This is a genomic window from Amycolatopsis sp. NBC_01286 (genome assembly GCF_035982555.1).
GTDB lineage: Bacteria > Actinomycetota > Actinomycetes > Mycobacteriales > Pseudonocardiaceae > Amycolatopsis.
The window spans coordinates 8,154,389-8,178,864 of sequence record NZ_CP108428.1; the positions used below are offsets into that span (position 1 = coordinate 8,154,389).

Annotated in this window: 24 protein-coding genes; 15 read left to right on the plus strand and 9 right to left on the minus strand. The window is 71.5% G+C overall.

Annotated features, from left to right (window positions below):
* Window position 1: 1 nt before the first annotated feature.
* Genes OG570_RS37120 through OG570_RS37130 form a run of 3 tightly spaced genes read right to left on the minus strand, consistent with a single transcriptional unit; the run spans window position 2 to window position 3,089 of the window.
* Window positions 2-826, minus strand: a complete 825-nt coding sequence (locus OG570_RS37120; RefSeq protein WP_247051542.1) for a carbohydrate ABC transporter permease — start codon at window positions 824-826, stop codon at window positions 2-4.
* The gene (locus OG570_RS37125; protein WP_247051541.1) at window positions 826-1,794 is read right to left on the minus strand and encodes a carbohydrate ABC transporter permease; all 969 of its coding nucleotides are present in this window, start codon (window positions 1,792-1,794) and stop codon (window positions 826-828) included. Before OG570_RS37125 ends, OG570_RS37120 begins: the two co-directional genes overlap by 1 nt.
* A complete protein-coding gene (locus OG570_RS37130; protein WP_326953513.1) occupies window positions 1,791-3,089 on the minus strand; it encodes an extracellular solute-binding protein in 1,299 nt (432 codons plus the stop codon). The genes OG570_RS37125 and OG570_RS37130 overlap by 4 nt, the downstream gene beginning before the upstream one ends.
* A 133-nt stretch (window positions 3,090-3,222) precedes the next feature.
* Between OG570_RS37130 and OG570_RS37135 the strand changes: the two genes are divergently transcribed.
* From OG570_RS37135 to OG570_RS37160, 6 genes are all read left to right on the plus strand, one after another.
* Complete coding sequence (locus OG570_RS37135) at window positions 3,223-4,233, plus strand: LacI family DNA-binding transcriptional regulator (protein WP_326949361.1); 1,011 nt, start codon at window positions 3,223-3,225, stop codon at window positions 4,231-4,233.
* A 28-nt stretch (window positions 4,234-4,261) separates the two neighbouring features.
* On the plus strand, window positions 4,262-6,568 hold the full coding sequence (locus OG570_RS37140; RefSeq protein ID WP_326953514.1) for a beta-glucosidase: 2,307 nt from the start codon (window positions 4,262-4,264) through the stop codon (window positions 6,566-6,568).
* Window positions 6,569-7,045: 477 nt separating this feature from the next.
* Entirely contained in the window at window positions 7,046-7,213 is a 168-nt protein-coding gene (locus OG570_RS37145) for a hypothetical protein (RefSeq protein WP_326953515.1), read from the plus strand.
* Window positions 7,214-7,532: 319 nt separating this feature from the next.
* Window positions 7,533-9,389 carry a ThiF family adenylyltransferase gene (locus tag OG570_RS37150; protein ID WP_326953516.1) on the plus strand — a complete coding sequence of 619 codons (1,857 nt, stop codon included), beginning with the start codon at window positions 7,533-7,535 and terminating at the stop codon, window positions 9,387-9,389.
* Window positions 9,386-10,372: a 3-oxoacyl-ACP synthase III family protein gene (locus OG570_RS37155; protein ID WP_326953517.1), complete on the plus strand. Its 987-nt coding sequence runs from the start codon at window positions 9,386-9,388 to the stop codon at window positions 10,370-10,372. Before OG570_RS37150 ends, OG570_RS37155 begins: the two co-directional genes overlap by 4 nt.
* A 205-nt stretch (window positions 10,373-10,577) precedes the next feature.
* Window positions 10,578-11,333, plus strand: coding sequence for an Asp23/Gls24 family envelope stress response protein (locus tag OG570_RS37160; protein ID WP_326953518.1), 756 nt, complete (start codon window positions 10,578-10,580; stop codon window positions 11,331-11,333).
* Between the two features lie 41 nt (window positions 11,334-11,374).
* Here OG570_RS37160 and OG570_RS37165 read toward each other — a convergent pair whose 3' ends face one another.
* From OG570_RS37165 to OG570_RS37180, 4 genes are all read right to left on the minus strand, one after another.
* Window positions 11,375-11,935 (minus strand): dihydrofolate reductase family protein, encoded by a 561-nt coding sequence (locus tag OG570_RS37165; RefSeq protein WP_326953519.1) that lies wholly within the window; start codon window positions 11,933-11,935, stop codon window positions 11,375-11,377.
* 286 nt (window positions 11,936-12,221) lie between these two features.
* Window positions 12,222-13,265, minus strand: a complete 1,044-nt coding sequence (locus tag OG570_RS37170) for an alcohol dehydrogenase catalytic domain-containing protein (protein WP_326953520.1) — start codon at window positions 13,263-13,265, stop codon at window positions 12,222-12,224.
* Window positions 13,266-13,402: 137 nt separating this feature from the next.
* Window positions 13,403-13,822 (minus strand): cupin domain-containing protein, encoded by a 420-nt coding sequence (locus tag OG570_RS37175; RefSeq protein WP_326953522.1) that lies wholly within the window; start codon window positions 13,820-13,822, stop codon window positions 13,403-13,405.
* A gap of 11 nt (window positions 13,823-13,833) precedes the next feature.
* Window positions 13,834-14,376, minus strand: coding sequence for a TetR-like C-terminal domain-containing protein (locus OG570_RS37180; RefSeq protein ID WP_326953523.1), 543 nt, complete (start codon window positions 14,374-14,376; stop codon window positions 13,834-13,836).
* 62 nt (window positions 14,377-14,438) lie between these two features.
* Between OG570_RS37180 and OG570_RS37185 the strand changes: the two genes are divergently transcribed.
* Complete coding sequence (locus OG570_RS37185) at window positions 14,439-15,503, plus strand: amidohydrolase family protein (RefSeq protein ID WP_326953524.1); 1,065 nt, start codon at window positions 14,439-14,441, stop codon at window positions 15,501-15,503.
* On the opposite strand, the gene OG570_RS37190 is transcribed toward OG570_RS37185, so the two are convergent.
* The gene (locus OG570_RS37190; RefSeq protein ID WP_442788217.1) at window positions 15,481-16,068 is read right to left on the minus strand and encodes a TetR/AcrR family transcriptional regulator; all 588 of its coding nucleotides are present in this window, start codon (window positions 16,066-16,068) and stop codon (window positions 15,481-15,483) included. The two genes, OG570_RS37185 and OG570_RS37190, sit on opposite strands and share 23 nt — an antisense overlap.
* A gap of 99 nt (window positions 16,069-16,167) precedes the next feature.
* Between OG570_RS37190 and OG570_RS37195 the strand changes: the two genes are divergently transcribed.
* The 8 genes from OG570_RS37195 (at window position 16,168) to OG570_RS37230 (ending at window position 23,869) form a co-directional block, all read left to right on the plus strand.
* A complete protein-coding gene (locus OG570_RS37195; protein WP_326953526.1) occupies window positions 16,168-17,478 on the plus strand; it encodes a cytochrome P450 in 1,311 nt (436 codons plus the stop codon).
* Window positions 17,475-18,365: an alpha/beta fold hydrolase gene (locus OG570_RS37200; RefSeq protein WP_326953527.1), complete on the plus strand. Its 891-nt coding sequence runs from the start codon at window positions 17,475-17,477 to the stop codon at window positions 18,363-18,365. The genes OG570_RS37195 and OG570_RS37200 overlap by 4 nt, the downstream gene beginning before the upstream one ends.
* Window positions 18,349-19,200, plus strand: a complete 852-nt coding sequence (locus OG570_RS37205; RefSeq protein WP_326953528.1) for an SDR family NAD(P)-dependent oxidoreductase — start codon at window positions 18,349-18,351, stop codon at window positions 19,198-19,200. Before OG570_RS37200 ends, OG570_RS37205 begins: the two co-directional genes overlap by 17 nt.
* Window positions 19,197-20,651, plus strand: a complete 1,455-nt coding sequence (locus OG570_RS37210) for a flavin-containing monooxygenase (RefSeq protein ID WP_326949337.1) — start codon at window positions 19,197-19,199, stop codon at window positions 20,649-20,651. Before OG570_RS37205 ends, OG570_RS37210 begins: the two co-directional genes overlap by 4 nt.
* A 46-nt stretch (window positions 20,652-20,697) precedes the next feature.
* Window positions 20,698-21,564, plus strand: coding sequence for an NAD(+)/NADH kinase (locus tag OG570_RS37215; RefSeq protein WP_326949336.1), 867 nt, complete (start codon window positions 20,698-20,700; stop codon window positions 21,562-21,564).
* Window positions 21,565-21,812: 248 nt separating this feature from the next.
* Window positions 21,813-22,469 (plus strand): DUF998 domain-containing protein, encoded by a 657-nt coding sequence (locus tag OG570_RS37220; protein ID WP_326953529.1) that lies wholly within the window; start codon window positions 21,813-21,815, stop codon window positions 22,467-22,469.
* Between the two features lie 23 nt (window positions 22,470-22,492).
* The gene (locus OG570_RS37225; RefSeq protein WP_326960271.1) at window positions 22,493-23,248 is read left to right on the plus strand and encodes an MFS transporter; all 756 of its coding nucleotides are present in this window, start codon (window positions 22,493-22,495) and stop codon (window positions 23,246-23,248) included.
* Between the two features lie 12 nt (window positions 23,249-23,260).
* On the plus strand, window positions 23,261-23,869 hold the full coding sequence (locus OG570_RS37230) for a TetR/AcrR family transcriptional regulator (protein ID WP_326953530.1): 609 nt from the start codon (window positions 23,261-23,263) through the stop codon (window positions 23,867-23,869).
* Between the two features lie 228 nt (window positions 23,870-24,097).
* On the opposite strand, the gene OG570_RS37235 is transcribed toward OG570_RS37230, so the two are convergent.
* Window positions 24,098-24,457 carry a DNA polymerase ligase N-terminal domain-containing protein gene (locus tag OG570_RS37235; protein WP_326949332.1) on the minus strand — a complete coding sequence of 120 codons (360 nt, stop codon included), beginning with the start codon at window positions 24,455-24,457 and terminating at the stop codon, window positions 24,098-24,100.
* Window positions 24,458-24,476 lie beyond the last annotated feature (19 nt).

Here is a 24,476-nt window from a genome sequence, read left to right on the forward strand (position 1 = left end):
GTCAGCCCTTCACGGATCCGGTGAGCCCGCCGACGATGCGTCGTTCGGCGAGCACGAAGAACGCGAGCGCGGGGATCATCGACAACGCGGTGAACGCGAGCACCCGGGCGGTGTCCTGGGAGTACTGGGACTGGAACGTGGCGACGCCGAGCGGGAGCGTGAAGTGCGCGGAGTCGTTGAACACGAGCAGGGGCAGCAGGTAGGCGTTCCAGCTGGTGACGAAGGCGAGCACGCCGACCGTCGTCAGCGCGGGCGCCGACAGCGGCAGCAGGATCCGCCAGAAGAACCCGAGCCGGCTCGCGCCGTCGAGCACCGCGGCGTCCTCCAGCTCGCCGGGGATGGCGTGCATGAACGGACGGAGGATCACGATCGTCACGGGCAGCGAGAACGCCGCCTCGGGGATCGCGACGCCCCAGAAGCTCTCCAGCATGCCGAGCTGGCGCAGCCACAGGTACAGCGGCAGCGTCGCCACGGTGAGCGGGAACAGCAGGCCGAGCGTGAACAGCGTGTACAGCGCTTCACGGCCCTTGAAGTGGTACCGCGACAGCGCGAACCCGGCCATCGAGCCCAGGCCGACGGCCACGGCGGTCGCGATCACCGCGATCAGCGCGCTGTTGCCGAGGAACGTCCAGAACGCGCTCGAGCCGAGGACCGAGGCGTAGTTCTCGGTGATCCACGGCCCGGGCAGCCCCGCCGGGTCGGAGTTGATCTGCGCGTTGCTGCGAAACCCGCCGAGCACCACGAACAGAAGCGGCACGAGAGTCACACCGACCACGACGATCGCCGCGAGATACCCCATCGACAAGCCGAACCGGCGCGAGCGCATCAGCCCACCATCCTGGTCAGGGCGCCCTGGGTGTCCCGGCGGAGCGCGAACCGCTGGTACAGCAGCGCGAACACGAAGCAGATGACGAAGAGGATCACCGCGACGGCGGAGCCGAACCCGAACTCGTAGCGCTTGAAGCCGTGGTCGACCAGGTAGGTCGCCATCGTCGTCGACGCGTTCGCGGGCCCGCCGAGCGTCATGATCCACACGATGTCGAACAGCTGCAGAGAGCCGATCACCGACAGGAAGATCCAGATCCGGATGGTCGGCCCGAGCAGCGGCAGCACGACGTGGCGGGTGGTCTGCCACGCCGACGCGCCATCGAGCGCGGCGGCCTCGCGCAACTCGGCCGGCACCCCCTGCAGCCCGGCCAGCAGCAGGATGATGCCGAAGCCGATGAACTTCCAGGTGATCACCGCGAACAGCGTGTAGAGCACGATGCCCGGGTCGGCCAGCCACTGCCGGACCAGGCCGCCGAGCCCGGCGCCTTCGAGCACCTGGTCGGCGAACCCGCTCGGCTGCAGCATGAGCACCCAGATCACCGCGGTGATCGCCTCGGACAGGACGTACGGCGCGAACACCAGGGACCGCAGCACCGCCCGGCCGCGCAGCTTCCGGTTGAGCAGCAGCGCCAGACCGATCGACAGCGGCAGCTGCACCACGATCGACAGCCCGGCGATGATCAGGTTGTGCACGATCGCGCTCTGGAACACGTCGCCGCCGAAGGCGTCGACGTAGTTGTCGAAGCCCACGAAGTCGTCGAGCGCGCCGAACCCGTTCCAGTTGAACAGGCTGTAGAACGCGGCGATCCCGATCGGCACCAGGACGAACCCGGCGAACAGCAGCAGCGCCGGGCCGAGCAGCAGCGCCAGCTCGAGCCGCTTGCGCAGGCTCGACCGCCGCTTCCGGACCGGCACCGCCGGTGCGGGCGGTCGCGCCGCCCGCACCGGGCTGGTGGTCGTGGTCACTTGTTGCCCGCCGCGGCCTGGTTGACGGCCGCCACGATGCCTTCGGGGGTGCCCTGGCCGGCGAACATGTTGGCCACCGCGTCGTTCAGCGCGGCGCCGACCGCCGTCGGGAACGCCCGGTCGAAGTACATCTGCAGGTAAGGCGACTTCGTGCCGTAGTCGTAGACGGCCTTCAGGGTGTCGGTCTTCAGCGCCTTGGCGGCAACGGTGTTGACGGGCAAGCCGGCGCCCTGCGCGGCGAGCTGCGTCTGCACCGGCTCGCTACCCAGGTACTGCAGGAAGTCCGCGCACGCCTTCGACGCGCGGGTGGTGCAGGCGAAACCGTCACCGCCGCCGAGCACGGCCGCGGGGTCGCCCGCGCCGCCGGGCACGGACGGGAACGGGAACCAGCCGACCTTGGAATCCAGCTGCTTGTCCTCGGTCAGCGCCGACATCGTGCCGGGCTCCCAGTCGCCCTGCAGCTCCATCGCCGCCTTGCCGTTGGCGACCAGGCCGGCCGAGCTGCCCGCGCCCTGCTGGGCGGCGGTGCCGGCGAACCCGGTCTGGAACGGCTGCGTGGCCAGGAAGTTCTTCAGGTCCTGCCCCGCCTTCGTCCAGCACGGGTCCTCGAGCTTGATCGCCTTCACCGACTGCTTGAGCACGTCGACCGAGCATTCGCGGACGGCGAAGTAGTTGAAGTAGAAGGCATCCGGCCAGCGGTCCTTGCCACCCACCGAAATCGGCGCGACGCCCTTGGCCTTGAGCTTGGTGACGGCGGTGTTCAGGTCGTCGATGGTCTTCGGCGGCTCGGTGATCCCGGCGTCGGAGAACAGGTCCTTGCGGTACCAGAAGCCGACGAAGTGCTGCTCGAACGGCACGCCGTACTGCTTGCCGTCGACCTGCCAGTTTTCGCCGAACTTGCCGGTGGTCGCGGAGATCCACGACTTCGTGGCGTCGGTGATGTCGGCGACCTTGCCCGAAGTGATCTGCGAAGCCAGGTCGCCGGCGCCCCAGGACTGGTAGACGTCCGGTGGCTCGGCCCCCTGCAGGGCGAGGGGCACCTTGGTGGGGAAGTCCTCGTTCTGCAGCGGCTGGGCCTTGATGGTGACGTCCGGGTGCGCTTGGTGGTAGTCGGTGACCACCTTCTCCCAGATCGACTTGATCGGGTCGGTGGTGCCGTTGTGCCACCAGGTGAGGGTGACCGGGCCGCTCGGCTGCGCGGGCGCGTCACTCCCCCCACCGCTGCACGCCGCGAGGGCGAGCGGTACGACCGCCGCGAGCGCGGCGACTACGGGGATTCGGCGTTTCACAAACATCTTGGGTCCACTCCTGACGACTTCGGCCGAGTTGGACGGGGCGTGACAACGCCCGGGTTGGCGAAGAGTCTGCGCCAGCGAAAAACGGATGTCAATCGTTGTCGATAACGTTTTACATGGCTAGTCTGAGCCGATGCAGCCCAGTTCCAGGGTGACCATCCGTGACGTCGCGGCCCGCGCCGGCGTCTCGGTGGCCACGGTCTCCAAAGTGATCAACGACCGCTACGGCGTCTCCGCCGCGACGCTCGCGAAGGTCCGGGCGGTGATCGAAGAACTCGGCTACGAAGCGAGCCTCGTCGCGCAGAGCCTGCGCAACCACCGGACCAACGTGATCGGCATCCTGGTCGCCGACCTGGAACCGTTCTCGACCGAGCTGCTCAAGGGGGCCGCGGACGCGATCCGCGGCAGTGGCTTCGAGCTCGTCGTCTACTCCGCGGGCGGGCGCACCGGCGACCCGAAGGGCTGGGAGAAGCGCTACCTCTCCCGGCTGAGCGGCACCCTCGTCGACGGCGCCGTGCTGGTCACGCCGGCCGTCTCGCTGGAGGCCGTGCCCGGCACGCCGGTGGTCGCGGTCGACCCGCACACCGGGCCGTCGCACCTGCCCACCATCGACTCGGACAACCTGCGCGGCGCGCAGCTGGCCACCGAGCACCTCCTCGAGCTGGGCCACCGCCGGATCGGCTTCCTCGCCGGCCGGCCCGACCTGCAGTCCGCCGAGCTGCGCAAGACCGGCTACCTGCGCGCCCTGACGGCGGCGGGCGTCGCGGTGGACGAGGCCCTGATCCGGGACGGCGCGTACGACCCGGAGATCTCCGCGGCCTCGGCGCACGAGCTGCTCACCGGGCCCGACCGGCCGACCGCGGTGTTCGCCGCGAACGACATCTCGGCCATCGCGACCGTCGGCGCCGCCCGCGAGCTGGGTCTCTCGGTGCCCGAAGACCTTTCCGTGGTGGGCTTCGACAACGTGCCCGAGTCGGCGCTCTGCAGCCCGCCACTGACCACAGTGGACCAGCCGATCCGCGAGATGGGCCACCGCGCGATCAGCATGCTCATCGCGCTGATCAACGGCGACGCCGTCGAGCGCACCCACCTCACCCTGGACACCGGCCTGGTGGTGCGGCGCTCGACCCGCGCCCTCCCCTGATCTTCTCCCCTACGAAGGGCGGACAGCCTTGACCACGCAGCCCACCGAGGCCCCCAAATCAGCGGAGCCCTGGCGTGACCCCACCGCCGACCCGGCCGAGCGCGTCCGCGCGCTGATGGGGCGGATGACCCCGCGCGAAAAGCTCGGCCAGCTCTACGGCGTCTGGGTCGGCATCGACGCCGGCGGCGAGATGGCCCCGCACCAGCACGAGTTCGTCGACGCCGTGATCGACCTCGACGACCTGGCCCGGCACGGGATCGGCCAGCTGACCCGGGTGTTCGGCACCCGCCCGGTCGACCCGGTGATCGGCGCCCGCAGCCTGGCGCGCACCCAGCGGCAGATCATCACGAGCAGCCGGTTCGGGATTCCCGCCATGGTGCACGAGGAGTGCCTCACCGGGCTCGCCGCGTGGCAGGCCACCATCTTCCCCGCGCCGCTGTCGTGGGGCGCGAGCTTCGACCCGGACCTGGTGCGCCGCATGGCCGAACGGATCGGCCGGACCATGGTGGGCCTCGGCGTGCACCAGGGCCTCGCGCCGGTCCTGGACGTAGCCCGCGACCTGCGCTGGGGCCGCGTCGAAGAGACCATCGGCGAGGACCCGTACCTGGTCGGTACGATCGGCAGCGCCTACGTCGCGGGCCTCGAGTCGGCTGGCGTCGTCGCCACGCTGAAGCACTTCGTCGGGTACTCCGCCTCCCGCGCGGGCCGCAACCTCGCGCCGGTTTCCGTGGGCCCGCGCGAAATCGCGGACGTCCTGCTCCCGCCGTTCGAGCTGGCCCTGCGCGCGGGCGCCCGCTCGGTGATGAACTCCTACACCGACGTCGACGGCGTCCCGGCCGTCGCCGACCAGGCGCTGCTGACGGATCTGCTGCGCGACACCTACGGGTTCACGGGCACGCTCGTCGCCGACTACTTCTCGGTGGCGTTCCTGCATCGGCTGCACGGCGTCGCCGCCGACCGCGGCGACGCCGCCGGCCAGGCCCTGACCGCGGGCGTCGACGTGGAACTGCCCACCATGGACTGCTACGGCGAGCCGCTGCTCGCCGCGGTGGAAGAGGGCTCGGTCGATGCCGCCGTCGTCGACCGGGCCCTCGAACGCGTGCTGCGCCAGAAGTGCGAGCTGGGCCTGCTCGACGCGGACTGGGCGCCCGAGGTGCCGGAGGAGATCGACCTCGACGACGCGGAGTCCCGGGACCTGGCCCGTGAGGTGGCCGAACGCTCGATCGTGCTGCTGCGCAACGACGGCACGCTCCCGCTGGCCCCCGGCCGCCGGGTCGCCGTCGTCGGCCCGCGCGCGGACGCGGCCGGCGCGATGATGGGCTGCTACTCGTTCCCGCTGCACGTCGGCGTCCACCACCCCGACGTCCCGTTCGGCGTCGAGGTGCCCACGGTCGTCGAGGCCTTGCGGGCCGACCACGACGTCACCTACGCGCTGGGCTGCCCGGTGGTCGGCGGGGACGACGACGGGATCGCCGAGGCCGTCTCGGCCGTGGCGGCCGCGGACGTCTGCGTCGCCGTGCTGGGCGACCGGGCCGGGTTGTTCGGCGGCGGAACGTCCGGTGAGGGCTGCGACGCGCCCGACCTGCGACTGCCCGGCCGGCAGGAGGAACTCCTCGAAGCCCTGCTCGCGACGGGCAAGCCGGTGATCCTCATCCTGCTGTCCGGGCGGCCGTACGAGCTGTCGCGGCAGGCGGACCGGCTGGCCGCGATCGTCTGCGGTTTCTACCCCGGCGAAGAGGGCGCGCCCGCGCTCGCGAGTGTCCTCAGTGGACGGATCAACCCCTCGGGCCGGCTGCCGGTCGGTTTCCCCGCGGCCGGCGCGAGCCAGCCGTCGACGTACCTGGCGGCGCCGCTCGGCCGGCGCAGCGAGGTCAGCACGGTCGACCCGACACCGCTGTACCCCTTCGGGCATGGCCTTTCCTACGCACCGGCGACCTGGCAGGACGTCAGCGCGACGGGATCGCTGTGGCCGACCGACGGCACCTGTCAGGTCCGGGTGACGCTGCGCAACGACCACGACCGGCCGACGTCCGAAGTCGTCCAGGTGTACCTGCACGACCCGGTCGCCGAGGTGGCCCGCCCGGAGCGTCAGCTGATCGCCGCGCGGCGGGTCGACCTCCAGCCCGGTGAGGCGAAGGTCCTGGACGTCGGCCTGCACGCGGACCTGACGTCCTACACCGGCCGCGCGGGTCACCGCCTGGTCGAGCCCGGCGACGTCGAACTGCGCGTCGGCACGTCGAGCGAGCAGATCGTCGCGACGTTGCACTGCACGCTGTCCGGACCGCGCCGGGAGGTCGGGTTCGATCGCGTACTGGCGCCGGAGTTCTCGGTGTGAAGCGCCCCGTCAACGCTTCGCTGCGCCAGACCGCCCACCTCTCCGCGGGCGGCCCCGGATCTGCCTGCGGCTGAGCACACCCCGGAAGTCCGTGAATGCCACATCGAGGGACATGGTGTCCCTCGATGTGGCATTCACGGACTTCGGCGGGCCCTGACGATTCTCCCGAACGCCTTCCACGGAAAGCCGTCGACGACGGTCACCTCCCACCCGGGCTCGCGCACGACGTCGTACCTGGTGCCGGTGATCAGGTGACCGCCGTGGACCTGCCGGGCGCGACCCCGGCCGACCACTGGTACTTCCTGAGCGGCGTCGAGGTGCTGTCCCCCGCGTCGGCGGTGGCGGTGATCGGCGACGGCCGGGCTCGACGACGAACGGCAACGACCGCCGGCCCGACGTCCTCGCCTCGCGCGTGCCGGCCGCCGTGGTCAACCCGGCGGCGGGCGGCAACCGCGTGCTGCAGGACACTTCGACGCGGTGCTCGACTTCGACCGCGTGGCCCGCGATCCGGCCGCGCCCGGGCAGCTGCGGCCCGCCTACGACGCCGGCGACCACCTGCACCTCAACCTGGCCGGGTACCGGGAACTCCGGTCGAGTGTCCCTTTTGGACTGTTCGCCACCGCTGACGCTCCCCCGCGGGGGTGAAGACGCGCTTGTGAAGCCGACCACAATCCTCTGTGGAGCGTGGTCTGCTTGATCTTCTCTCCGTCGCCCTGCGAGAGACACCGCCACTCCATCGGGTGGCGGTGTCGCTCGATCTTCATCATTCGTGGTCGCAAAGCGTGACGCACCGTCAATTCTCTTGCGAGTAAAGGATTTCCCGGCTGGGCCGAGCGGGAAGATCGCCGCGGCGCACCGCCGGGCCGGGCCGTCCGCCCGCTGCTAGTGTCCCGCCTGCCCTGGTCCGGACCACGCTCGCCGCGGCCGGACAGGTCCCCCGGAACTCCTTGAGAAAAGACGGAACTTGACCGACCTGAACCACCCCGGCCCCCGCGAATCGTGGTCCCCGCAGCCCGGCTCGCCGGACTGGCACGTCACCGCGTTCCTCGGGCCGCAGCCGGGCGCCGGCGACCACACCCTGATCGACGCGGTCCGCGAGCTGCGCGCCCGGATCCTGTTCGACCACGGCCGCCGCCCCGCGTTCCTCCGCTCGGACGGCTCCCACGCCGACGACCAGGACCTCGACTTCGGCGCGTGGCACTTCATCGCCCGCCGCAGTCCCGGCGGTGAGCCGCTGGGCTACATCCGGCTGTCTGCACCGGACTCCGGCGAACGCTTCCAGTCCCGGGCCTACCTCGGCGACGCGAGCTACGAGGAACTCCTAGCGGCCGAAGGCATTCCGGTGTCCGAGGTGTTCGAGCACAGCCGGCTCGTCGTCGAGCACCGGGCCCGCAAGCTCGGGCTCGGGCAGTACCTCAACGCGCTGGCGATCGGCGCGGCCCACCACCTGGGCGCGCGGGCGATGATCGGCACGTCCGGCACGAAGGACGGCCAAGACCGGTTCCACGAACGGTTCGGCTTCCGGCCGGTGCCCGGTACCCGCCGCTACGTCCCGCGCTACACCGAGGACGTCGTGATCATGTTCCACCGCGTGCTCGACGGCGCGGGCCGGCAGCACGACCTCGTGACGCGGCTGCGGGACGAGTTCCCGCTCATCGCGGCGAGCGGCCCGTCGCCGCTGCTCCCCGCACCGCGGGCGCCCCGCGCGGCGCCGCTCACGCTGACCGAAGCCGCCGCGCCCGACCGCGACGTCTGGCGGCCGGTGCTGTTCACCGCAGCCGACCACGACGCGCTCACCCGGCTGCTGACCTCCGGCGAGGTCCGCGAAGTCCACGACACCCTCGACGAGCAGCTCACCGAACTGGTCCGCAGCCGCGAACCGGCGTGCCGGGACGACGCCGAGATCGACCGCAAGAAGCGCGAGCAGCTGACCGGCGTCGCGGCGTGGGAGTACGGCACCTGGGTGTGGTACCCGTGGTCGGGACGGCTGGTGCACGTGCTGCCGCGCGAGGAGTTCCGGCTCGTCCGCACCGACCGCAACCGCGGCCGGATCGAGCGCCCGGAACAGCGCGACCTGTTCGGCAAGCGGATCGGGATCATCGGCCTGTCGGTCGGCAACAGCGCGGCGCTGACGTTCGCGCTGGAGGGCATCGGCGGCGCGTACCGGCTGGCCGACTTCGACGACTTCGGGCTGTCCAACCTGAACCGGTTGCGCGCGGGCGTGCACCACCTCGGCGTCAACAAGGCGGTGCTGTCCGCGCGGCAGATGTTCGAGATCGACCCGTACCTCGACATCGAGATCGAGCGCGACGGGCTGACCGCGGACACCATCGAGGACTTCTTCGCCGGCGGGATCGACCTGCTCGTCGAGGAGTGCGACACGCCGTGGGTGAAGATCGCGGCCCGCGAGTACGCGCGTGACCTCGGCATCCCGGTGGTGATGGACTGCAACGACCGCGGCATGCTCGACGTCGAGCGGTTCGACCGGGAGCCCGACCGGGCGCTGCTGCACGGCTTGCTCGGCGACGTGAAGTCCGTGGACCTGGCCGACCTCGGCTACCAGGAGAAGGTCGACCTCATCCTGGCGATGGTGGACGCCGACCGGATCAGCCCCGAGCTGGCCGCGTCGTTCAACGAGCTCGGGCGCACGCTGAGCAGCTGGCCGCAGCTGGCGTCCGGCGTCGCGCTCGGTGGCGCGCTGTGCGCCGAGGCGGCCCGCCGCATCCTGCTCGGCCGCCCGTGCGAGTCGGGCCGGTTCTACACCGACCTCTCCCAGCAGCTCAGCCCGGCGCGCAGCGTCTTCGCGGGCGGTGCGGTGTGAGCGCGCTGGCCGTCCCGGTCACGATCACCGGCACCGGCGTCCACCTGCCGCCGGACGCCGTCACGAACGCGGAGCTGGCCGCGACGCTCGACACGTCGGACGAGTGGATCATCAGCCGCACGGGCATCCGCGTCCGCCGCCGGCTCGCGCCGGACCGCGCGACGTCGGACATGTGCGTGGCGGCGGCCCACTCCGCGCTGGCCGCGGCGGGCATCACCGCCCGCGACGTCGACGCGATCATCGTCGGGACCTACACCTACGACCAGCCGCTCCCCTCGACGGCGCTGATCGTGAAGGAGCTGCTGGGCGCGGACCGCGCGCTGACGCTGGACATCACGCAGGCGGCGTGTGCGAACGGCGTCCAAGCGTTGTTCCTCGCGGCACACCTACTGCAGACGTCGGCGGCGTCGACGGTGCTGGTCATCGCGGCGGACTGCGCGTCTCGCGTCACCGACCCGGCCGACCGCACGACGCGCGTGTTCTTCGGAGACGCGGCGGGCGCGGCCGTCCTGACCCACGCGTCGTCGTCCGGCGGACTGCTGGGCTGGGACTTCGGCACGGAGCTGTCGTACGACGTCGAGATCCCGGCGGGCGGTTCGCGCCTCCCGCCGGCCGCCGCGTCGGCGTCGGACCACTACCTGAAGATGGACGGCCGCGCGGTCTGGAACACCGCGACCCGCTGCCTGCCGGACAGCATCCTGCGGGCGGTCGACGAGGCCGGGCTGTCGGTGGAGGAGATCACGCACTTCTTCCTGCACCAGGCGAACTTGAACATCATCACGGCGGCGCTGGACAAGCTGGGCGTGGCACGCTCGCGGGCGCCGATCACGGTGGACCGCCTGGGCAACACCGGTTCGGCCGGCGTGTTCACGGCGCTGCACGCGGCGTTCGGCCAGGGCGCGGTCCGCCGGGGCGACACGTACGTGGTCTCGTCCATCGGCGCGGGCTTCCAGTGGGGGACGCTGTGCTTCCGCCACGGGTGAGCTGAGCGGGCGCGGCCCCGGCTCCCGAGCCGGGGCCGCGTCACCGCCCGACCACCGCGAGTGACGTCGCGCGGATTGTGGACATCTTTGGGACACAAGGGAAAACCCGACGGCAGGGTACGTGATCGGGGTCACGGTCATGCCCTATAGTGGCGCCGTCTTGTTCGTCCCCACCCGAAGTCGTCGCTCCCGAAAAGGGGAACCCATGTCCGACGTCATCAACAGCATCTTCGGCCGCCCCAACTCCGGCACCCCCGCCACCGGCGGGTACCCCCCGGCCGAATCCACACCCGAAGTCGTTGCCACCGAAGAGATCGAGGCCGACGCGGCCGAGACCACCGAGCCCGCCGAGGACACCGAGGACGTCGCGACCGAGGACGCTTCGGTCTCCGCCTCCGAAGACGCCGAGGTCGCCGAAGTCTCCGGCGTCGAGGCCGAAGCCGTCGACACCGAAACCGACGAGGCCGCGGACGACGTCGAAGACGAGGCCGTCACCGAGGACTCCGACGAGGCGGCCGCGGACTCTGTCGTCGAGGTGCCCGAAGAGGAAACCGACCGGGTCGCGACGCCGGTCGAGACCGAGGCCGTGGTGGTCGAACCCGTAGCGGCGGTCGAGGTCGTCGACGAGGCGGAGCGAGTCGTCGCGGCCGCCGCCCGCCCCGCCGCCGGCACCCGCGGCGCCACCACCATCGGCGACGACGTCGTGGTGAAGATCGTGTACCGGGTGGCCCGCAAGGCCGAAGGCGTCCACGAACTCACCAGCGACGACGTCGAGGTAGCGGTAGACGGCGACGTCGCCACGATCACCATCTCCGTGGTGATCGACTTCGGCCACGCCGTCAAGGCCCTGGCCGAGAAGATCCGCACCGACGTGATCGACGCGGTGGAAAAGTTCCTCGGCCTCGACGTCGAGGGCGTCGACGTCCACATCGCCGACATCCACTTCCCCGACGCCGACTGACATCGACCGGTTCGGTCCCGGGGGCGTGCCCCGGGACCGGGCTAGCGGGCCACCCGGTAACGGAGGTGGGTCACGCCGTTCCCGTCGAGCCGCCGGACGACGTCCAGCTCGACCCGCTCCGACTCCGCGAACAACCGCCGGCCGCCGCCGAGCAGGACCGGGACCAGGTGGATCTCCAGCTCGTCGAGCAAACCCGCGCGCAGCAACGATTGCGCCGCCCCCGCGCCGTGCACCATGACCGGCCGGCCGCCGGCCGCCTGCACCGCTTCGGTCACACACGCGACGACGTCCGTGTAGAACCGCGCACTTCCCGGCGGCTCGTCCCCGGGGTCCACGTGGTGCGTCAGGACGTGGATCGGGACGCCGTCGTGGTGGTCGCCTTGCCACCGACCGGCCAGCTCGAACGTCCGGCGGCCGGAGATCACCGCACCGGTGGCCAAAGCCTCGCGGTACACCTGGCCGTTCACCCCCTCCCCCAGCCGCTCGTCCAGCCAGTCGAACAACCGCCCGCCACCACGGCCGAGCTCCTGGCCGGCCCGATCGTCCGGGCCGGCGATGAAGCCGTCGAGGGACATCGACATGTACAAGATCACCTGGGACACGGGAGAACCTCCTTCACCAAGGCGTCGAACGAGCGACGCCCGGATCGACAGGTTCAGGCCTCCCGGGCCCGGCTGATCACCTGACAGGTTCTGGACATTTTCTGGCCACAAAGCGGAAGGGAATCACCGACCGGTCCTTCGGGAGGGCTGCCCGTGGTCCCGTCCCGGCGTGGGTGGCTCGCCCTTCGGCGGTGCCGCCGTGTCGGTGCGGCCCCGCGCGGGGCGGCCGGCGGAGCTGGCCTGGGGCGACCCGACGATGACCTGACGCCGAGCCGCCCTCCGCACGTCAGGGCGTGATGACCACCTTCAGCGCCGAGTTGGCGGCCGCGTTGGCGAAGACTTCATACGCCTCGTCCATCTCCGCGAAGGTGAACGTGTGGGTGCCCATCTTCTCCGCCGGGATGCGGCCCGAGGACACCATCTTCAGCAGGGTCGGGATCGAGACCGTGTCCACCAGGCCCATCGTCAGCGTGACGTTCTGGATCCACATCTCCTGCATCGGCAGCTCCACCGGGACGCCGTGGACGCCGATGTTCGCGATGCGGCCGCCCGGGCGGACCAGGGACGCCGCCGTCTGCAGGGTCTGGGGGTAGCCGACCGCCTCGATCGAGACGTCTACCCCCAGGCCGTCCGTCATGGCCAGGACGTCGGCCTTCGTGTCCGGGCCGGCTTCGATCGCGTCCGTCGCGCCGAAGTCCAGGGCCTTCTCGAGGCGGAACTTGTTGGAGTCCACCGCGATCACCTTCGACGCGCCCCACAGGCCCGTCGTCAGGATCGCCGACAGGCCGACCGCGCCCGCGCCGACCACCGCCACCGTGTCGCCCGGGCGGACGCGGCCGGCCAGGACGCCGACCTCGTAGCCCGTCGGCAGCGAGTCGGCCAGGAAGATCGCCTGCTCGTTCGTGACGTCGTCCGGGACCGCGTACAACGACGTGTCCGCGAACGGGACGCGCACCAGCTCGGCCTGGGTGCCGTCGATGAGGTGACCGAAGATCCAGCCGATCCCGCCGACCGTCTGGCAGTGCGACGGCATCCCGCGGCCGCAGTACTCGCAGCGGCCGCACTGGGTGATCGCCGGGACGAGCACCCGGTCGCCGACGGCGAACGCCCGGACCGCGTCGCCGGCCGCCGTCACCGTGCCGACCGCTTCGTGGCCGAGGATCCGGCCGTCGGTCACCGCGGCGACGTCGCCCTGCAGGATGTGCAGGTCGGTGCCGCAGATCGTCGTCGTGTCGACGCGCACGACCACGTCGGTGGGCTCCTGGACGGCGGCGTCCGGGACGTCTTCCCAGGCCTTCGCGCCCGGACCGTGGTAGACCAGCGCCTTCATCGTCGCCTCCGGCGACCGCCCGGCACCCGCGTCCGGGCACGGCCGCCCACCGAACCTAGGACGGTCGCGGCCGCCCGGCTGTCGCAATTAGAGACAGTGGCTCAGCTGGACGTCCGGACATCGCGAGCTGGGAACCGTCAGTCGTCCTCGGCGTTGCGGGCCATGAAGCTCTTCGCGTCACCCGCGGCCGGGTCGACGAAGACGATGTCGTCCGGGCGGCGGCGGGGGACGTCGATCGCCAGGACCACCAACGGCTCCGCGGTGATGGTCGGGAAGCCGTGGACCTTGCGCCGCTCGAAGGCCAGGAACATGCCCGGCCTCGCTTCGAACTCCTCGCCGTCCAGGTGGAACGTGCCGCCGCCGCTGAGCAGGTAGAGGTGCTCGTCGCAGTCGTCGTGGTAGTGCAGCGGGACTTCGCGGTAGATCCGGAAGATCCGCGCGCTGGCCGAAGCCTTGTCGACGAAGTACTTGTCCACCAGCATGGTTTCGGCGGTCCCGGGCAGCGCCGCGGCTTCCGCGAGGACGTCGAACACGCTCTGGGTGTTGTCGCTCTCCATGACCCTCGAACCTAGCCGACCAGCGGCAGGAGCACCTCGTCGACGATCGCGGCGACTTCGGCCTCGGAGACCGGCCCGGCCTCGATGTGCGCGACCAGGACCAGCCGCGGCCCGACGGCGGCGAGCCGCGCGGTGCCGGTCTCCCCCAGCAGCTCCAGGATCAGCTCCTGCCGCGGCCGGAACACGAGGTCGCGGACCCGCTCGAACAGCGCCGGGTGCCGCCGGCGCTGCGTGATCAGCTGGACCAGCGCCCGCCCGTGCGGCTCGTCGAGCACGCGGGCGAAACCGCCGAGGAGCACCAGCAGGTCCGTACGCAGGTCGCCGGTGCCGGGCGGCGGGGTCTCGCCGAAGCCGGCGACCGGGTCGGTCAGGGCGGCCAGCACCAGCTCCGCGGGTGTCGACCAGCGCCGGTAGAGCGCCGCTTTGCCGGTGTGGGCGCGAAGAGCGATCTTCTCGAAGCTCAGCTCCGCGAAGCCGGCCTCCGCCAGCTCGGCCAGCGTCGACGCGTAGATCGCCCGCACCAGGTCGTCGCCCCGTCGCCGCGTGTCCGGCATCGCCCGCCCTTCCCGTGTACCGTGCTTAGTGAACAGTACCGTTCCTTATCGGGGAGTGTCGCATGAGCAGGACCGCCGTCACGAACGTCCGGGTCTTCGACGGCGCCGGGCTCACCGAGCCGCGCACGGTCGTGATCGACGGCGGCACGATCGGCACAGACCCCGCCGGGGCCGATACCGTCGACGGCGGTGGCGGCGTCCTGCTGCCCGGGCTCATCGACACCCACATCCACCTGCACGGCCCCGAGAACCTCGAGCAGCTGGCGCGCCACGGCGTCACGACGGCCCTCGACATGGCGACGTTCTCGGCCGAACTGCTCGCGTCACTGCGCGACCGGCCGGGGCTGACCGACATCCGCAGCGCCGGGATCCCGGCCATCGGGCCGAGCGGGATGCACGCCCGGATCCCCGGCATGCCCGCCGAAGCCGTCATCACCGATCCCGGGCAGGCCAAGGACTTCGTCGCCGCCCGGGTCGCGGCGGGGTCCGACTACCTGAAGATCGTCCTGGAGGCGCCCGGTGGCGGCGGCCCGGAGCTGCCCGCCGCCCGGGCGCTCACCGAAGCCGCGCACGAGGCCGGGCTGCTGGTCGTCGCGCACGCCACTTCGGCCGGGGCCTACACGATGGGCCTCGACGCCGGGGTCGACGTCCTCACGCACGCACCGCTGGGCGCCCCGATCACGACGGACGACGTGGCCCGCGCCCGGATCGTCGCGCCGACGCTGACCATGATGAAAGGCGTGTCCGCGATGGTCGGGCGGCCGCAGCTCTACGAAGGCGCGAAGGCGTCGGTGACCGCGTTGTACCGCGCGGGCGTGCCCATCCTCGCCGGGACGGACGCCAACACCGAGCCGGGCGTGCCGGCCACCGTCGAGCACGGCGTGAGCCTGCACGACGAACTCGAGCTGCTCGTCGACGCCGGCTTGTCCACTGTGGACGCTCTCCGTGCGGCGACGGCGTTGCCCGCCAAGCACTTCGGCCTCGACGACCGCGGTGCCATCCGCCCCGGCCTGCGTGCCGACCTGGTCCTGGTCGACGGCGACCCGATCACGGACATCCGGGCCACCCGCGCGATCACCCGGGTCTGGTGCGCCGGTACCGCAGTCACGGCCCCAGCAGGGCGATAGACGCGCGGACTGCGACCTCGGTGACGTCGCCGGCGCGGCCGCCGTCCTCGACGGTCGTCGCGATCAGCTCGCGCAACCCGCCCAGCAGCATGATCGCCAGCTGCCGGGACAGCGGCCGGATCCCCGCCGCCCGCATCTCGGCCGTGTCGGTCAGCCGCAGCGTCATCGCGATGAAGCCCTCCATCGCCTCGCGCTGCAGATCGCGGGTCGAGGCGCCGAGCGCGGGGACGTCGCGGATCCAGCTCAGGGTGATCTCCGGCTGCGACTCCGCGGCGGCGATCCACGCCTCGATCGCCTGGCGCACCTGATCGGCCCACGGCGCGCGCGGGTCGACGGCTTCGGTGATCTGCCGGATCATCTGGCGGTTCGCTTCGGCCAGCAGCGCGACGAAGCACGCTTCCTTGCTGGAGAAGTGTTCGTAGAACGTGCGACGCGAGGTCCGGGCCCGGCGGACGATGCCGGCGACCGTCGTGTCGCGGAAGCCGTCCTCGGTGATCGAGGCGGCCAAGCCGTCGAGCAGCCGCTGCCGGAACCGGTGGGTCTCGACCGTGGTCACCGTCGTCACGCTATACCCCTTCCGCGGCCGGAGCCCCTTGAAACCGGATGGTACCCCGGCGTACCGTACCGACGGTACGTTCGCGTACCACCGAGCGGGGAGATGTCGATGACGACCGTGACACGCCCAGGGCCCGTGACGCTGCCGCCGGGGCCGGCCGCGCCCCGCGCCGTCCAGGGCGCCTACGCGCTGACCAGCCCGCTGCGCGGCATGCGCCGGCTGCGGGAGAAGTACGGGGACGCCTTCACGGTGAACGTGCCGATCTTCGGCCACGCCGTCGTGATCAGCGGCGCGGCCGAGATCAAGCAGCTGTTCATGTCCGGGCCGGACCTGGTCGACAACCAAGAGGTGAACCTCGGGCGCGTGCTCGGCCCGCGGTCGCTGTTCGCCCTCTCGGGCGAGGAACACCGCCGGCAGCGCAAGCTCCTGGTGCCGCCGTTCCACGGCCGCCGGCTCGCTGCCTACGAGAAGATCGTCGAGGAAGAGACCGTCCGCGAACTGGCGAGCTGGCCGGAGGGCCGCGCGTTCGCGACGCTGCCGTCGATGATGCGGATCACCCTCAACGCCATCCTGCGCGCGGTGTTCGGCGCGGAAGGAGCCGAATTCGCCGAGCTGCGGGCGCTTCTCCCGCCGTTCGTGACGCTCGGTTCACGGCTGGCCGTACTGCCGATCTCCAAGAAGGGCCGCCTGAACCCGTGGCGCCGCTTCGAACGGCTGCGCCGCGAGTACGACGCGATCGTCGACCGGCTGATCGCCAAGGCCCGCGCCGACGAGCGTCTCGACGAGCGTGACGACGTCCTCGCGCTGATGCTGCAGAGCCGCTACGACGACGGTGCCGAGCTGAGCCGCGAAGAGATCGCCGACCAGCTGCTGGCCCTGCTCACCGCCGGGCACGAAACCACCGCGACCACGCTGGCCTGGGCGGTCGAACGGCTCCGGCGCCACCCCGGCGTGCTGCGGGAGCTCGCCGAAGCGACCGACAGCAAGCTGCTCGACGCGACGATCCTCGAGGTCCAGCGCACCCGCCCGGTCATCGATCTCACGGCCCGGCAGGTCAAGCAGGACGGCTTCCGGCTCGGCCCGTGGACGCTGCCGAAGGGGTACGTGGTGCTCGTCAGCATCGCCCTGATCCACGACGACGACACGCTCTTCCCGCACGCCGCGACGTTCGACCCGCACCGCTTCTCCGGCGCACGACCGGACCTCTACCAGTGGATCCCGTTCGGCGGCGGCACCCGCCGCTGCATCGGCGCCGCGTTCGCGACGATGGAGATGACCGTCGTCCTGCGCACCCTGCTGCGCGACTTCACGCTCGAGCTGACCACCGAGGCGGACGAGCGCTGGCACTCCCGGGGCGTCGCCTACGCCCCGGCCAAGGGCGGGCGCGCGGTCGTGCGCCGCCGGGAAGGAATCGCGTGAACGAACAGATCGCCGACGCCGGCCGGGGGATTTCCCTGGCGTACGAACGGATCGGGGACGACGGCGCCGAGCCGCTGGTGCTCGTCGCCGGGCTGGGCCAGCAGCTGCACAGCTGGCCGGACGCCTTCTGCGCCGAGCTGGCCGGGCGCGGGTTCCAGGTCGTCCGCTTCGACAACCGCGACGCCGGGCGCTCGACGCACCCGCGGTTCCGGCCGGCGAAGCTGCCCGCGATGGTCGCCGGCCGCTTCCCGCCGGAGCAGTACGACCTGAGGGACATGGCCGCCGACACCGTGGGCCTGCTCGACGCGCTGGGCCTGGACCGCGTGCACCTCGCGGGCGTGTCGATGGGCGGCATGATCTCCCAGTCGGTGGCGGCGCTGCACCCGGCGCGGGTCCGGACCCTGACGTCGATCATGTCGACGACCGGGTCCCGCCTGATCGGCCGCCCGGCGTTCTCGACGTTGCGGCTGATGGGCGCGAAGCCGCCGAAGTCGCGCGAAGAGGCTGTCGAAAGCGCCGTGAAGATGTTCCGGCACATCAGCTCGCACGGCTTCCCCTTCGACGAGGCCTGGGTGCGCGAAACGGCCGGGACGGGCTGGGACCGCGACCCGACGGCGGGCGGTGTGGGCCGTCAGCTCGGCGCGATCCTCAAGTCCGGCAACCGGACGGCGTGGCTGAAGAAGATCACCGCGCCCACGCTGGTGGTGCACGGCGACCGCGACCGGATGGTGCACCCGACCGGCGGCGCCGCCACGGCGCGGGCGATTCCCGGGGCCCGCCTCGAAACCGTCCGCGGCTTGGGGCACAACCTGCCCGAAGGCGCGTGGCCCGCCCTGCTCGACCTGATCGCCGGCCACGCGAGGAGCAGCGATGTCCCGACCACCTAGCCTCACCGGCCGCCCGGTGGTCATCACCGGTGCGGCGTCCGGCATCGGCCGTGCCCTCGCGACGCGGCTGTCCAAGCTCGGCTCCCCCGTCGCCATCGCCGACGTCGACGAAGCCGGGCTCAAGGCGACCACGGCCGGCCTGCGCGGACACGTGCTGACCCGGGTTCTCGACGTCCGTGACGCCGCCGACCAGCTCCGCTTCGCCGATGAGGTGCGCGAGTGGCTCCCGGCGCCGCTGGCCGCCGTGTTCAACAACGCCGGCGTCGCGGTGACGTCGACCGTGCTCGACGCGGTGCCCGAGGACGACGACTGGCTGCACGACATCAACTTCCGCGGGGTCGTGCACGGGACGCGGGCGTTCCTGCCGATCCTCGCCGAGCAGGATTCGGGTGCCGTGGTGAACACCTCCAGCGTGTTCGGCCTGGCCGGGATGCCGCACCAGAGCGCCTACTGCGCGGCGAAGTTCGCCGTCCGCGGCTTCACCGAGTCGCTGCGCCACGAGCTGCGCGGCACCGGCGTCCGCGCGATCACCGTGCACCCGGGCGGGATCACCACGAACATCGCGCGCAACGCCCGGGTGCGGCGTGACCCCGAAGGCCGCGGCCGCACGAAGGACGAGATGGCCGCGCAGTTCGAGGCGATGACGATGACGTCGCCCGAACGGGCCGCGGAGATCATCCACACGGGCGTCGACCGCGGGAAGGCCCGTATCCTGGTCGGGCCCGACGCCCACCTGTTCGACGCGCTCACCCGCGTCACCCCGACCCACTACTACGCCGTGCTCTCCCGCCTGCAGAACCGCATGCGTGCCCGGCAGACGGAGGCCGTGAAATGACCGAGCACGTCGACGTGCTGATCGTCGGGGCCGGGCTGTCCGGTGTCGGTGCCGCCCACCACCTGCGGGAGGCGTTCCCGCGCAAGACGTACACGATCCTGGAGGCGCGCGACGCCATCGGCGGCACGTGGGACCTGTTCCGCTACCCCGGCGTGCGGTCCGACTCGGACATGCAGACGCTCGGGTACCGGTTCCGGCCGTGGACCAGCGAGAAGGCCATCGCCGACGGGCCGTCGATCCTGCAGTACGTCCGCGACACCGCGACCGAGGCGGGCATCGACCGGCACATCCGGTTCGGGCACAAGGTGATCCGCGCGGAATGGTCCACAGAGGACGCGTTGTGGACGGTCGAGGCGACGCACGATGGCGAGCCCGTGCGCTTCACGGCGAAGTTCCTGTACCTGTGCAGCGGTTATTACGACTACGAAGGCGGCCACACGCCGCAGTTCCCCGGCGTCGAGGAGTTCGGCGGCACCGTGGTGCACCCGCAGCACTGGCCCGAGGACCTCGACTACGCGGGCAAGAAGGTCGTCGTGATCGGCAGCGGCGCGACGGCCGTGACGCTCGTCCCGGCGATGACCGACCGCGCCGAGCACGTCACCATGCTGCAGCGCTCCCCCACCTACATCCTGTCGCTGCCGTCGGAGGACGCGCTGGCCAACCGGCTGCGCGGCCTGCTCGGTCCGAAGCTGGCCTACCCCATCGCGCGCTGGAAGAACGTCGCCGTGAGCACGCTGATCTACCAGCTCAGCCGGCGTCGTCCGGGCGTGGTGAAGGCGATGATCCGCAAGGCCGCGATGAAGCAGCTGCCGGCCGGGTACGCCGTCGACACGCACTTCAAGCCGAAGTACCAGCCCTGGGACCAGCGGCTCTGCCTGGTGCCGGACGGCGACCTGTTCCGCTCGATCAAGCACGGCGACGCCTCGATCGTCACCGACCGGATCGCGTCGTTCACGAAGACCGGGATCCGGCTGGAGTCCGGCGACGAGCTCGAAGCGGACGTCGTCGTGTCGGCCACCGGGCTGCGGCTGCTGGCCTTCGGCGGCATCGAGCTGGCCGTCGACGGGCACGTCGTCAAGCTGCCGGAAACCATGGCGTACAAGGGGATGATGCTCAGCGGCGTGCCGAACTTCGCGTTCACCATCGGCTACACGAACGCGTCGTGGACGCTCAAGGCCGACCTCGTCGGCGAGTACGTCGTGCGGCTGCTGCGTCACCTCGACCGGACCGGGCAGGACCAGGCCGTCCCGGTGAACGACGACCCGGCGGTCACCGAGCGGCCGCTGCTGGACTTCGACGCCGGGTACGTGCTGCGGGCGATCGACGCGTTCCCGAAGGCCGGGTCGCGGGCGCCGTGGACGCTCGGCATGAGCTACGCGCACGACGTCGTCAAGCTGCGGCACGGCCGGATCGACGACGGCGCGCTGCGGTTCTCGCGGCGGCCCGCCTGAGCGTGCAGACTGGGCGCATGACGCCTTCGCCCCGCCGGGCCCGCTGATGCACAGCGCGGGCCTGGTCCTGCACCCCCGCCGCGACTCCGCGGCCGCCGTCGAGGCGGTGCTCGGCTGGGCCGGGAACCGCGGCATCGAGATCCTCGGCATCGCCGACGAGATCGTCCGGCTGAAGTGCGCCGCCGTCGGCGTGACGTCGGAGGAGCTGGGCCGCCGCTCGGACCTGCTGGTCAGCCTGGGTGGCGACGGCACGATGCTGCGCGCCATGCGGCTGGCCGACGGGCAGCGCGCGCCGGTGCTCGGGGTGAACCTGGGCAAGCTCGGGTTCCTCGCCGAGGTCGACGTGCCGGACCTGCCGGACGCGCTGTCGGCCATCGACGGCAACGAGTTCACGGTGGAGCCGCGCCTCGCCGTCGACGCCGTGTTCGACGGCCAGCGGATCACGGCGTTCAACGACATCGCGGTGGTCCGCGTCCCCGGCGACGGCAGCGCGGTCGTCGCGGTGCGCGTCAACGGCCAGCCGTTCGTGAGCTACTCGGCGGACGCGGTGATCGTCGCGACCCCGACCGGCTCGACGGCGTACAGCTTCTCCGCGGGCGGCCCGATCACGAGCCCGTCGGTGGAGGCCCTGCTGGTGACGCCGGCGGCACCGCACTCGGCGTACAGCCGGGGCGTGGTGCTCTCGGTGCACGACACGGTGGCGCTGGAGGTCCTGCCGACGAGCGGCCGCCTCGCGGTGGAGGTGGACGGCCAGGTAGCGGGCTACGTCAACCCGGGCGACCGCTTGGACCTGCGAGGCCGCCCGAGCGCGGCCCGGGTGGTCCGCCTCGGCATGACGACGTTCTACCAGCGGGCGCGCCGCAAGCTGCGCCTCACGGACTCGGCAGAAATCCCCCAGGACGGCGACCACTGACGCATCTTTCCTGGGGAAAGTGCGAGTTTGCGGAACAAAGCGGCACTTTCACGTGAAAGCGCCGCCTTGGGTCGGGCCGAGGCGCCGGAGCGTGGGGTGCGTCACAGCGCAGGTGTGTCTGCGATGGTCACGGAATGGTCACGGGTAGCGTCGCCGACTTCGCCTGAACCCGTTGAGCGTCCCCGGAGTGAACCTAGGCATGCTGGCCCCCGCACCGACCCACCCTTTCCCTTCGCGCCCGGCTGCTCGTGCCCGGTGCGCAAGCCGCGTTCGCCGCGGCCGTCGTCCTGCTCGCTGTGCTGCACCTCGATCGGCGGCTCGCGCCGCTCGATCCCGTCACCGCGATGCTCAGTGACTACGCCCTGGTCCCCGGCCGCTGGATGTGGGACGGCGCGTTGATCCTCACCAGCACCGGCTCGGCGTTGCTGCTCGTCGCGCTCTACCGCCGCGGGCTGCTGGCCAACCCGGCGCTCGTCGCGGCGAAAGCCCTCTGGTGCGTCAGCCTGCTCACCGTCGCGATCTTCGCGAAGGATCCGCAAGGCGGGGCCATCACGACCACCGGCAAGATCCACCTCTACGCCTCCGCCGTGACGTGCCTGAGCCTGCCCGTCGTCGGCTGGGCGCTGGGCCGGCGGCACCGCGACGACCCGCGCTGGCGCCGCTTCGCCACTTGGTCGCGCCGGCTGGCGCTGGCCGCGATCCCGTTCTACCTGCCGTTCATCGTCCCGTTCGCGGTGAACGTCGTGCTCGGCGGCCACCTGCCGACCGTGGCGACCGGCCTGGTCGAACGCCTGATGATGCTCCTGGAGATCGCCCTGCTCGCCGTCCTCGGCGTCTGGGCGCACCGCGCGGCGACTGCGCCCACAATGCGTAAGTCACTTTCGTTATCGCCTGTGCCACACTAGATCTTCTCGCAAAGAGTGAGCGAATCGCCGAGCCGTTCCTCGGCGGCCTGTTCTCCGACGCGCTGTCGTGGCGGTGGATCTTCTACGTCAAGGTCCCGGTCGGCGTCGTCGCGATCGTCGCCATCGCCGCGCGGTTGCACCTGCCGAAGCCGGTCGGCCGCGGCCGGGTCGACGTCCTCGGCGGGGTCCTCGTCACCGTGGCGACCACGGCCGTGCTGCTGGTGGCCACGCTCGGGCCGGACCGGGGCTGGACGACCACGCCGGTGCTCGCGCTGATCGCCGTCGCCGTCGTGTCGCTCGTGGGCTACGTCCTCACCGAGCGCCGGGCGGCGGAGCCGATCACGCCGCTGCCGATGTTCCGCAACGGCGTCTTCGTGATCTCCGCCGTCCAGTTCTTCCTCTCGACGCTGGTGCTGTTCGTCGCGATGCTCTACGTCCCGCTGTTCCTGCAGACCGTGCGGCACGCGTCGGCGTTCACCGCGGGGCTGTACGTGATCCCGCTCCTGGTCGGCCTGGTCGCGGCGACAGCGGTGGCCGAGCCGCTGATCGCGAAGACCGGGCACTACAAGCGCTACCCCGTCATCGGTGCCCTGCTGGCCGGCCCGTCGATGGCGTGCGCACGGCTTCTCGGTCGTCTTCCTCGGCACCGTCCCGATCGCGGCCGTGATGCTGGTGCTCGCGCTGGTCGTGCGGGAGAAGCCGCTGGCGGAACAGATGCGCGAAATCGCCGACGGCACGGCCGAAGCGCCCGCGTACTGATCGTTTCCGGTCGCCTGTGAAAGGGTGAGGGCATGACCGAGGAGCCGCGCGAAGGACTGCGGGAGCGCAAGAAGCGCCTGACCCGCGAGACGCTGGCCGCCAACGCCGAGCGGATGTTCCGGGAGCGCGGCTTCGACCAGGTGACCGTCGCCGAGGTCGCCGGGGCGTCCGACGTGTCGGTGAAGACGTTGTTCGTCTACTTCGACAGCAAGGAGGACCTCGTCTTCGCCGACGAATTCTCCCTGCTCGACCGGATCGAGCAGCGGCTGGCCGGCCGCCCGGCGGGCACCTCGCCCGCCGAGGCGGTCCGCCGCCTGGCCCACGAGCTCATCGACGGGACGCTGCCCGGCGACGGCTCCGAGGGCATCGTCGCGTTCGCGCGGCTGATCGGCGAGAACCCGGCGCTGCACAGCCGGCTGCAGCTGATGTGGGAACGCTACGAGCAGCGCCTCGCGACCACGCTCGCGGCCGAGGCGGGCGGCTCCCCGTTCGACCCGGCGACGCGCGCGGCGGCGGCGTTGCTGATCACCCCGTTCCGGGTGCTGACCAGCTCCGACGTCCGCGGCCGCATCCCCGACGACGGCGCCGCGACCTGGATCGACGCCTGCTTCACGCTCATCGAGAAGGGGCTGCCGGGCTAGGTGCGCTGCGAAGCCACCGTCCGCATCGCCTGCGTCGACGAGTAGCCATGACCAGCCGATACTCCCGGCGATCCGAGAGCCCGCACCACCAAAGCTCGGTACGGGCGCGAGTGACGGAAACTCCCGGTATCCGGCACCCGATCGCCCGTCTTTGCAGCACCGGGATTGCCGCCGCCGGCAAGATTACCCCTCAGCCGAAGCCGCTGAGAACCCACTTCTGAAGCGAGCCTAGCTCCGCGCGGGCTGTTCCTTGGTCCGGTGCAGCAGCCAGTCGCGGCCCGTGTCGATCAACGCGTAACGGACGTCACCTTCCCGGCCGTGCAACGTGAACAGCATTCGCTTGGGCGTGCGGTCGTGCTCCTCCCACCAGCCGGTGTCGGCGACCTTCTTGTGCTCGTCCTCGTAGCCGAGGTGGTCGAGCGCGTGGTCGGGGACGGCGATCGCGAGGCGGTTGCCGCCCGCGGTGGCGGGCAGGCCGCGCGGGACGGCCCACGACCGCAGCACGCCGTTCTCCTCCAAGCGCAGGTCGAAGTGGTGCCGGGGCCGCCAGTGCTCGTGCAGCACGAACGCCGGGCGCGGGTCTTCCATCCCGCTCACGATGCCAGAA

Bases quoted from the DNA above. Each gene is read 5' to 3' on its own strand.
- OG570_RS37120 (WP_247051542.1), bottom strand. From the start codon at position 826: ATGCGCTCGCGCCGGTTCGGCTTGTCGATGGGGTATCTCGCGGCGATC.
- OG570_RS37130 (WP_326953513.1), bottom strand. From the start codon at position 3,089: ATGTTTGTGAAACGCCGAATCCCCGTAGTCGCCGCGCTCGCGGCGGTC.
- OG570_RS37135 (WP_326949361.1), top strand. From the start codon at position 3,223: ATGCAGCCCAGTTCCAGGGTGACCATCCGTGACGTCGCGGCCCGCGCC.
- OG570_RS37160 (WP_326953518.1), top strand. From the start codon at position 10,578: ATGTCCGACGTCATCAACAGCATCTTCGGCCGCCCCAACTCCGGCACC.
- OG570_RS37170 (WP_326953520.1), bottom strand. From the start codon at position 13,265: ATGAAGGCGCTGGTCTACCACGGTCCGGGCGCGAAGGCCTGGGAAGAC.
- OG570_RS37175 (WP_326953522.1), bottom strand. From the start codon at position 13,822: ATGGAGAGCGACAACACCCAGAGCGTGTTCGACGTCCTCGCGGAAGCC.
- OG570_RS37180 (WP_326953523.1), bottom strand. From the start codon at position 14,376: ATGCCGGACACGCGGCGACGGGGCGACGACCTGGTGCGGGCGATCTAC.
- OG570_RS37185 (WP_326953524.1), top strand. From the start codon at position 14,439: ATGAGCAGGACCGCCGTCACGAACGTCCGGGTCTTCGACGGCGCCGGG.
- OG570_RS37195 (WP_326953526.1), top strand. From the start codon at position 16,168: ATGACGACCGTGACACGCCCAGGGCCCGTGACGCTGCCGCCGGGGCCG.
- OG570_RS37205 (WP_326953528.1), top strand. From the start codon at position 18,349: ATGTCCCGACCACCTAGCCTCACCGGCCGCCCGGTGGTCATCACCGGT.
- OG570_RS37210 (WP_326949337.1), top strand. From the start codon at position 19,197: ATGACCGAGCACGTCGACGTGCTGATCGTCGGGGCCGGGCTGTCCGGT.
- OG570_RS37215 (WP_326949336.1), top strand. From the start codon at position 20,698: ATGCACAGCGCGGGCCTGGTCCTGCACCCCCGCCGCGACTCCGCGGCC.
- OG570_RS37230 (WP_326953530.1), top strand. From the start codon at position 23,261: ATGACCGAGGAGCCGCGCGAAGGACTGCGGGAGCGCAAGAAGCGCCTG.
- OG570_RS37235 (WP_326949332.1), bottom strand. From the start codon at position 24,457: ATGGAAGACCCGCGCCCGGCGTTCGTGCTGCACGAGCACTGGCGGCCC.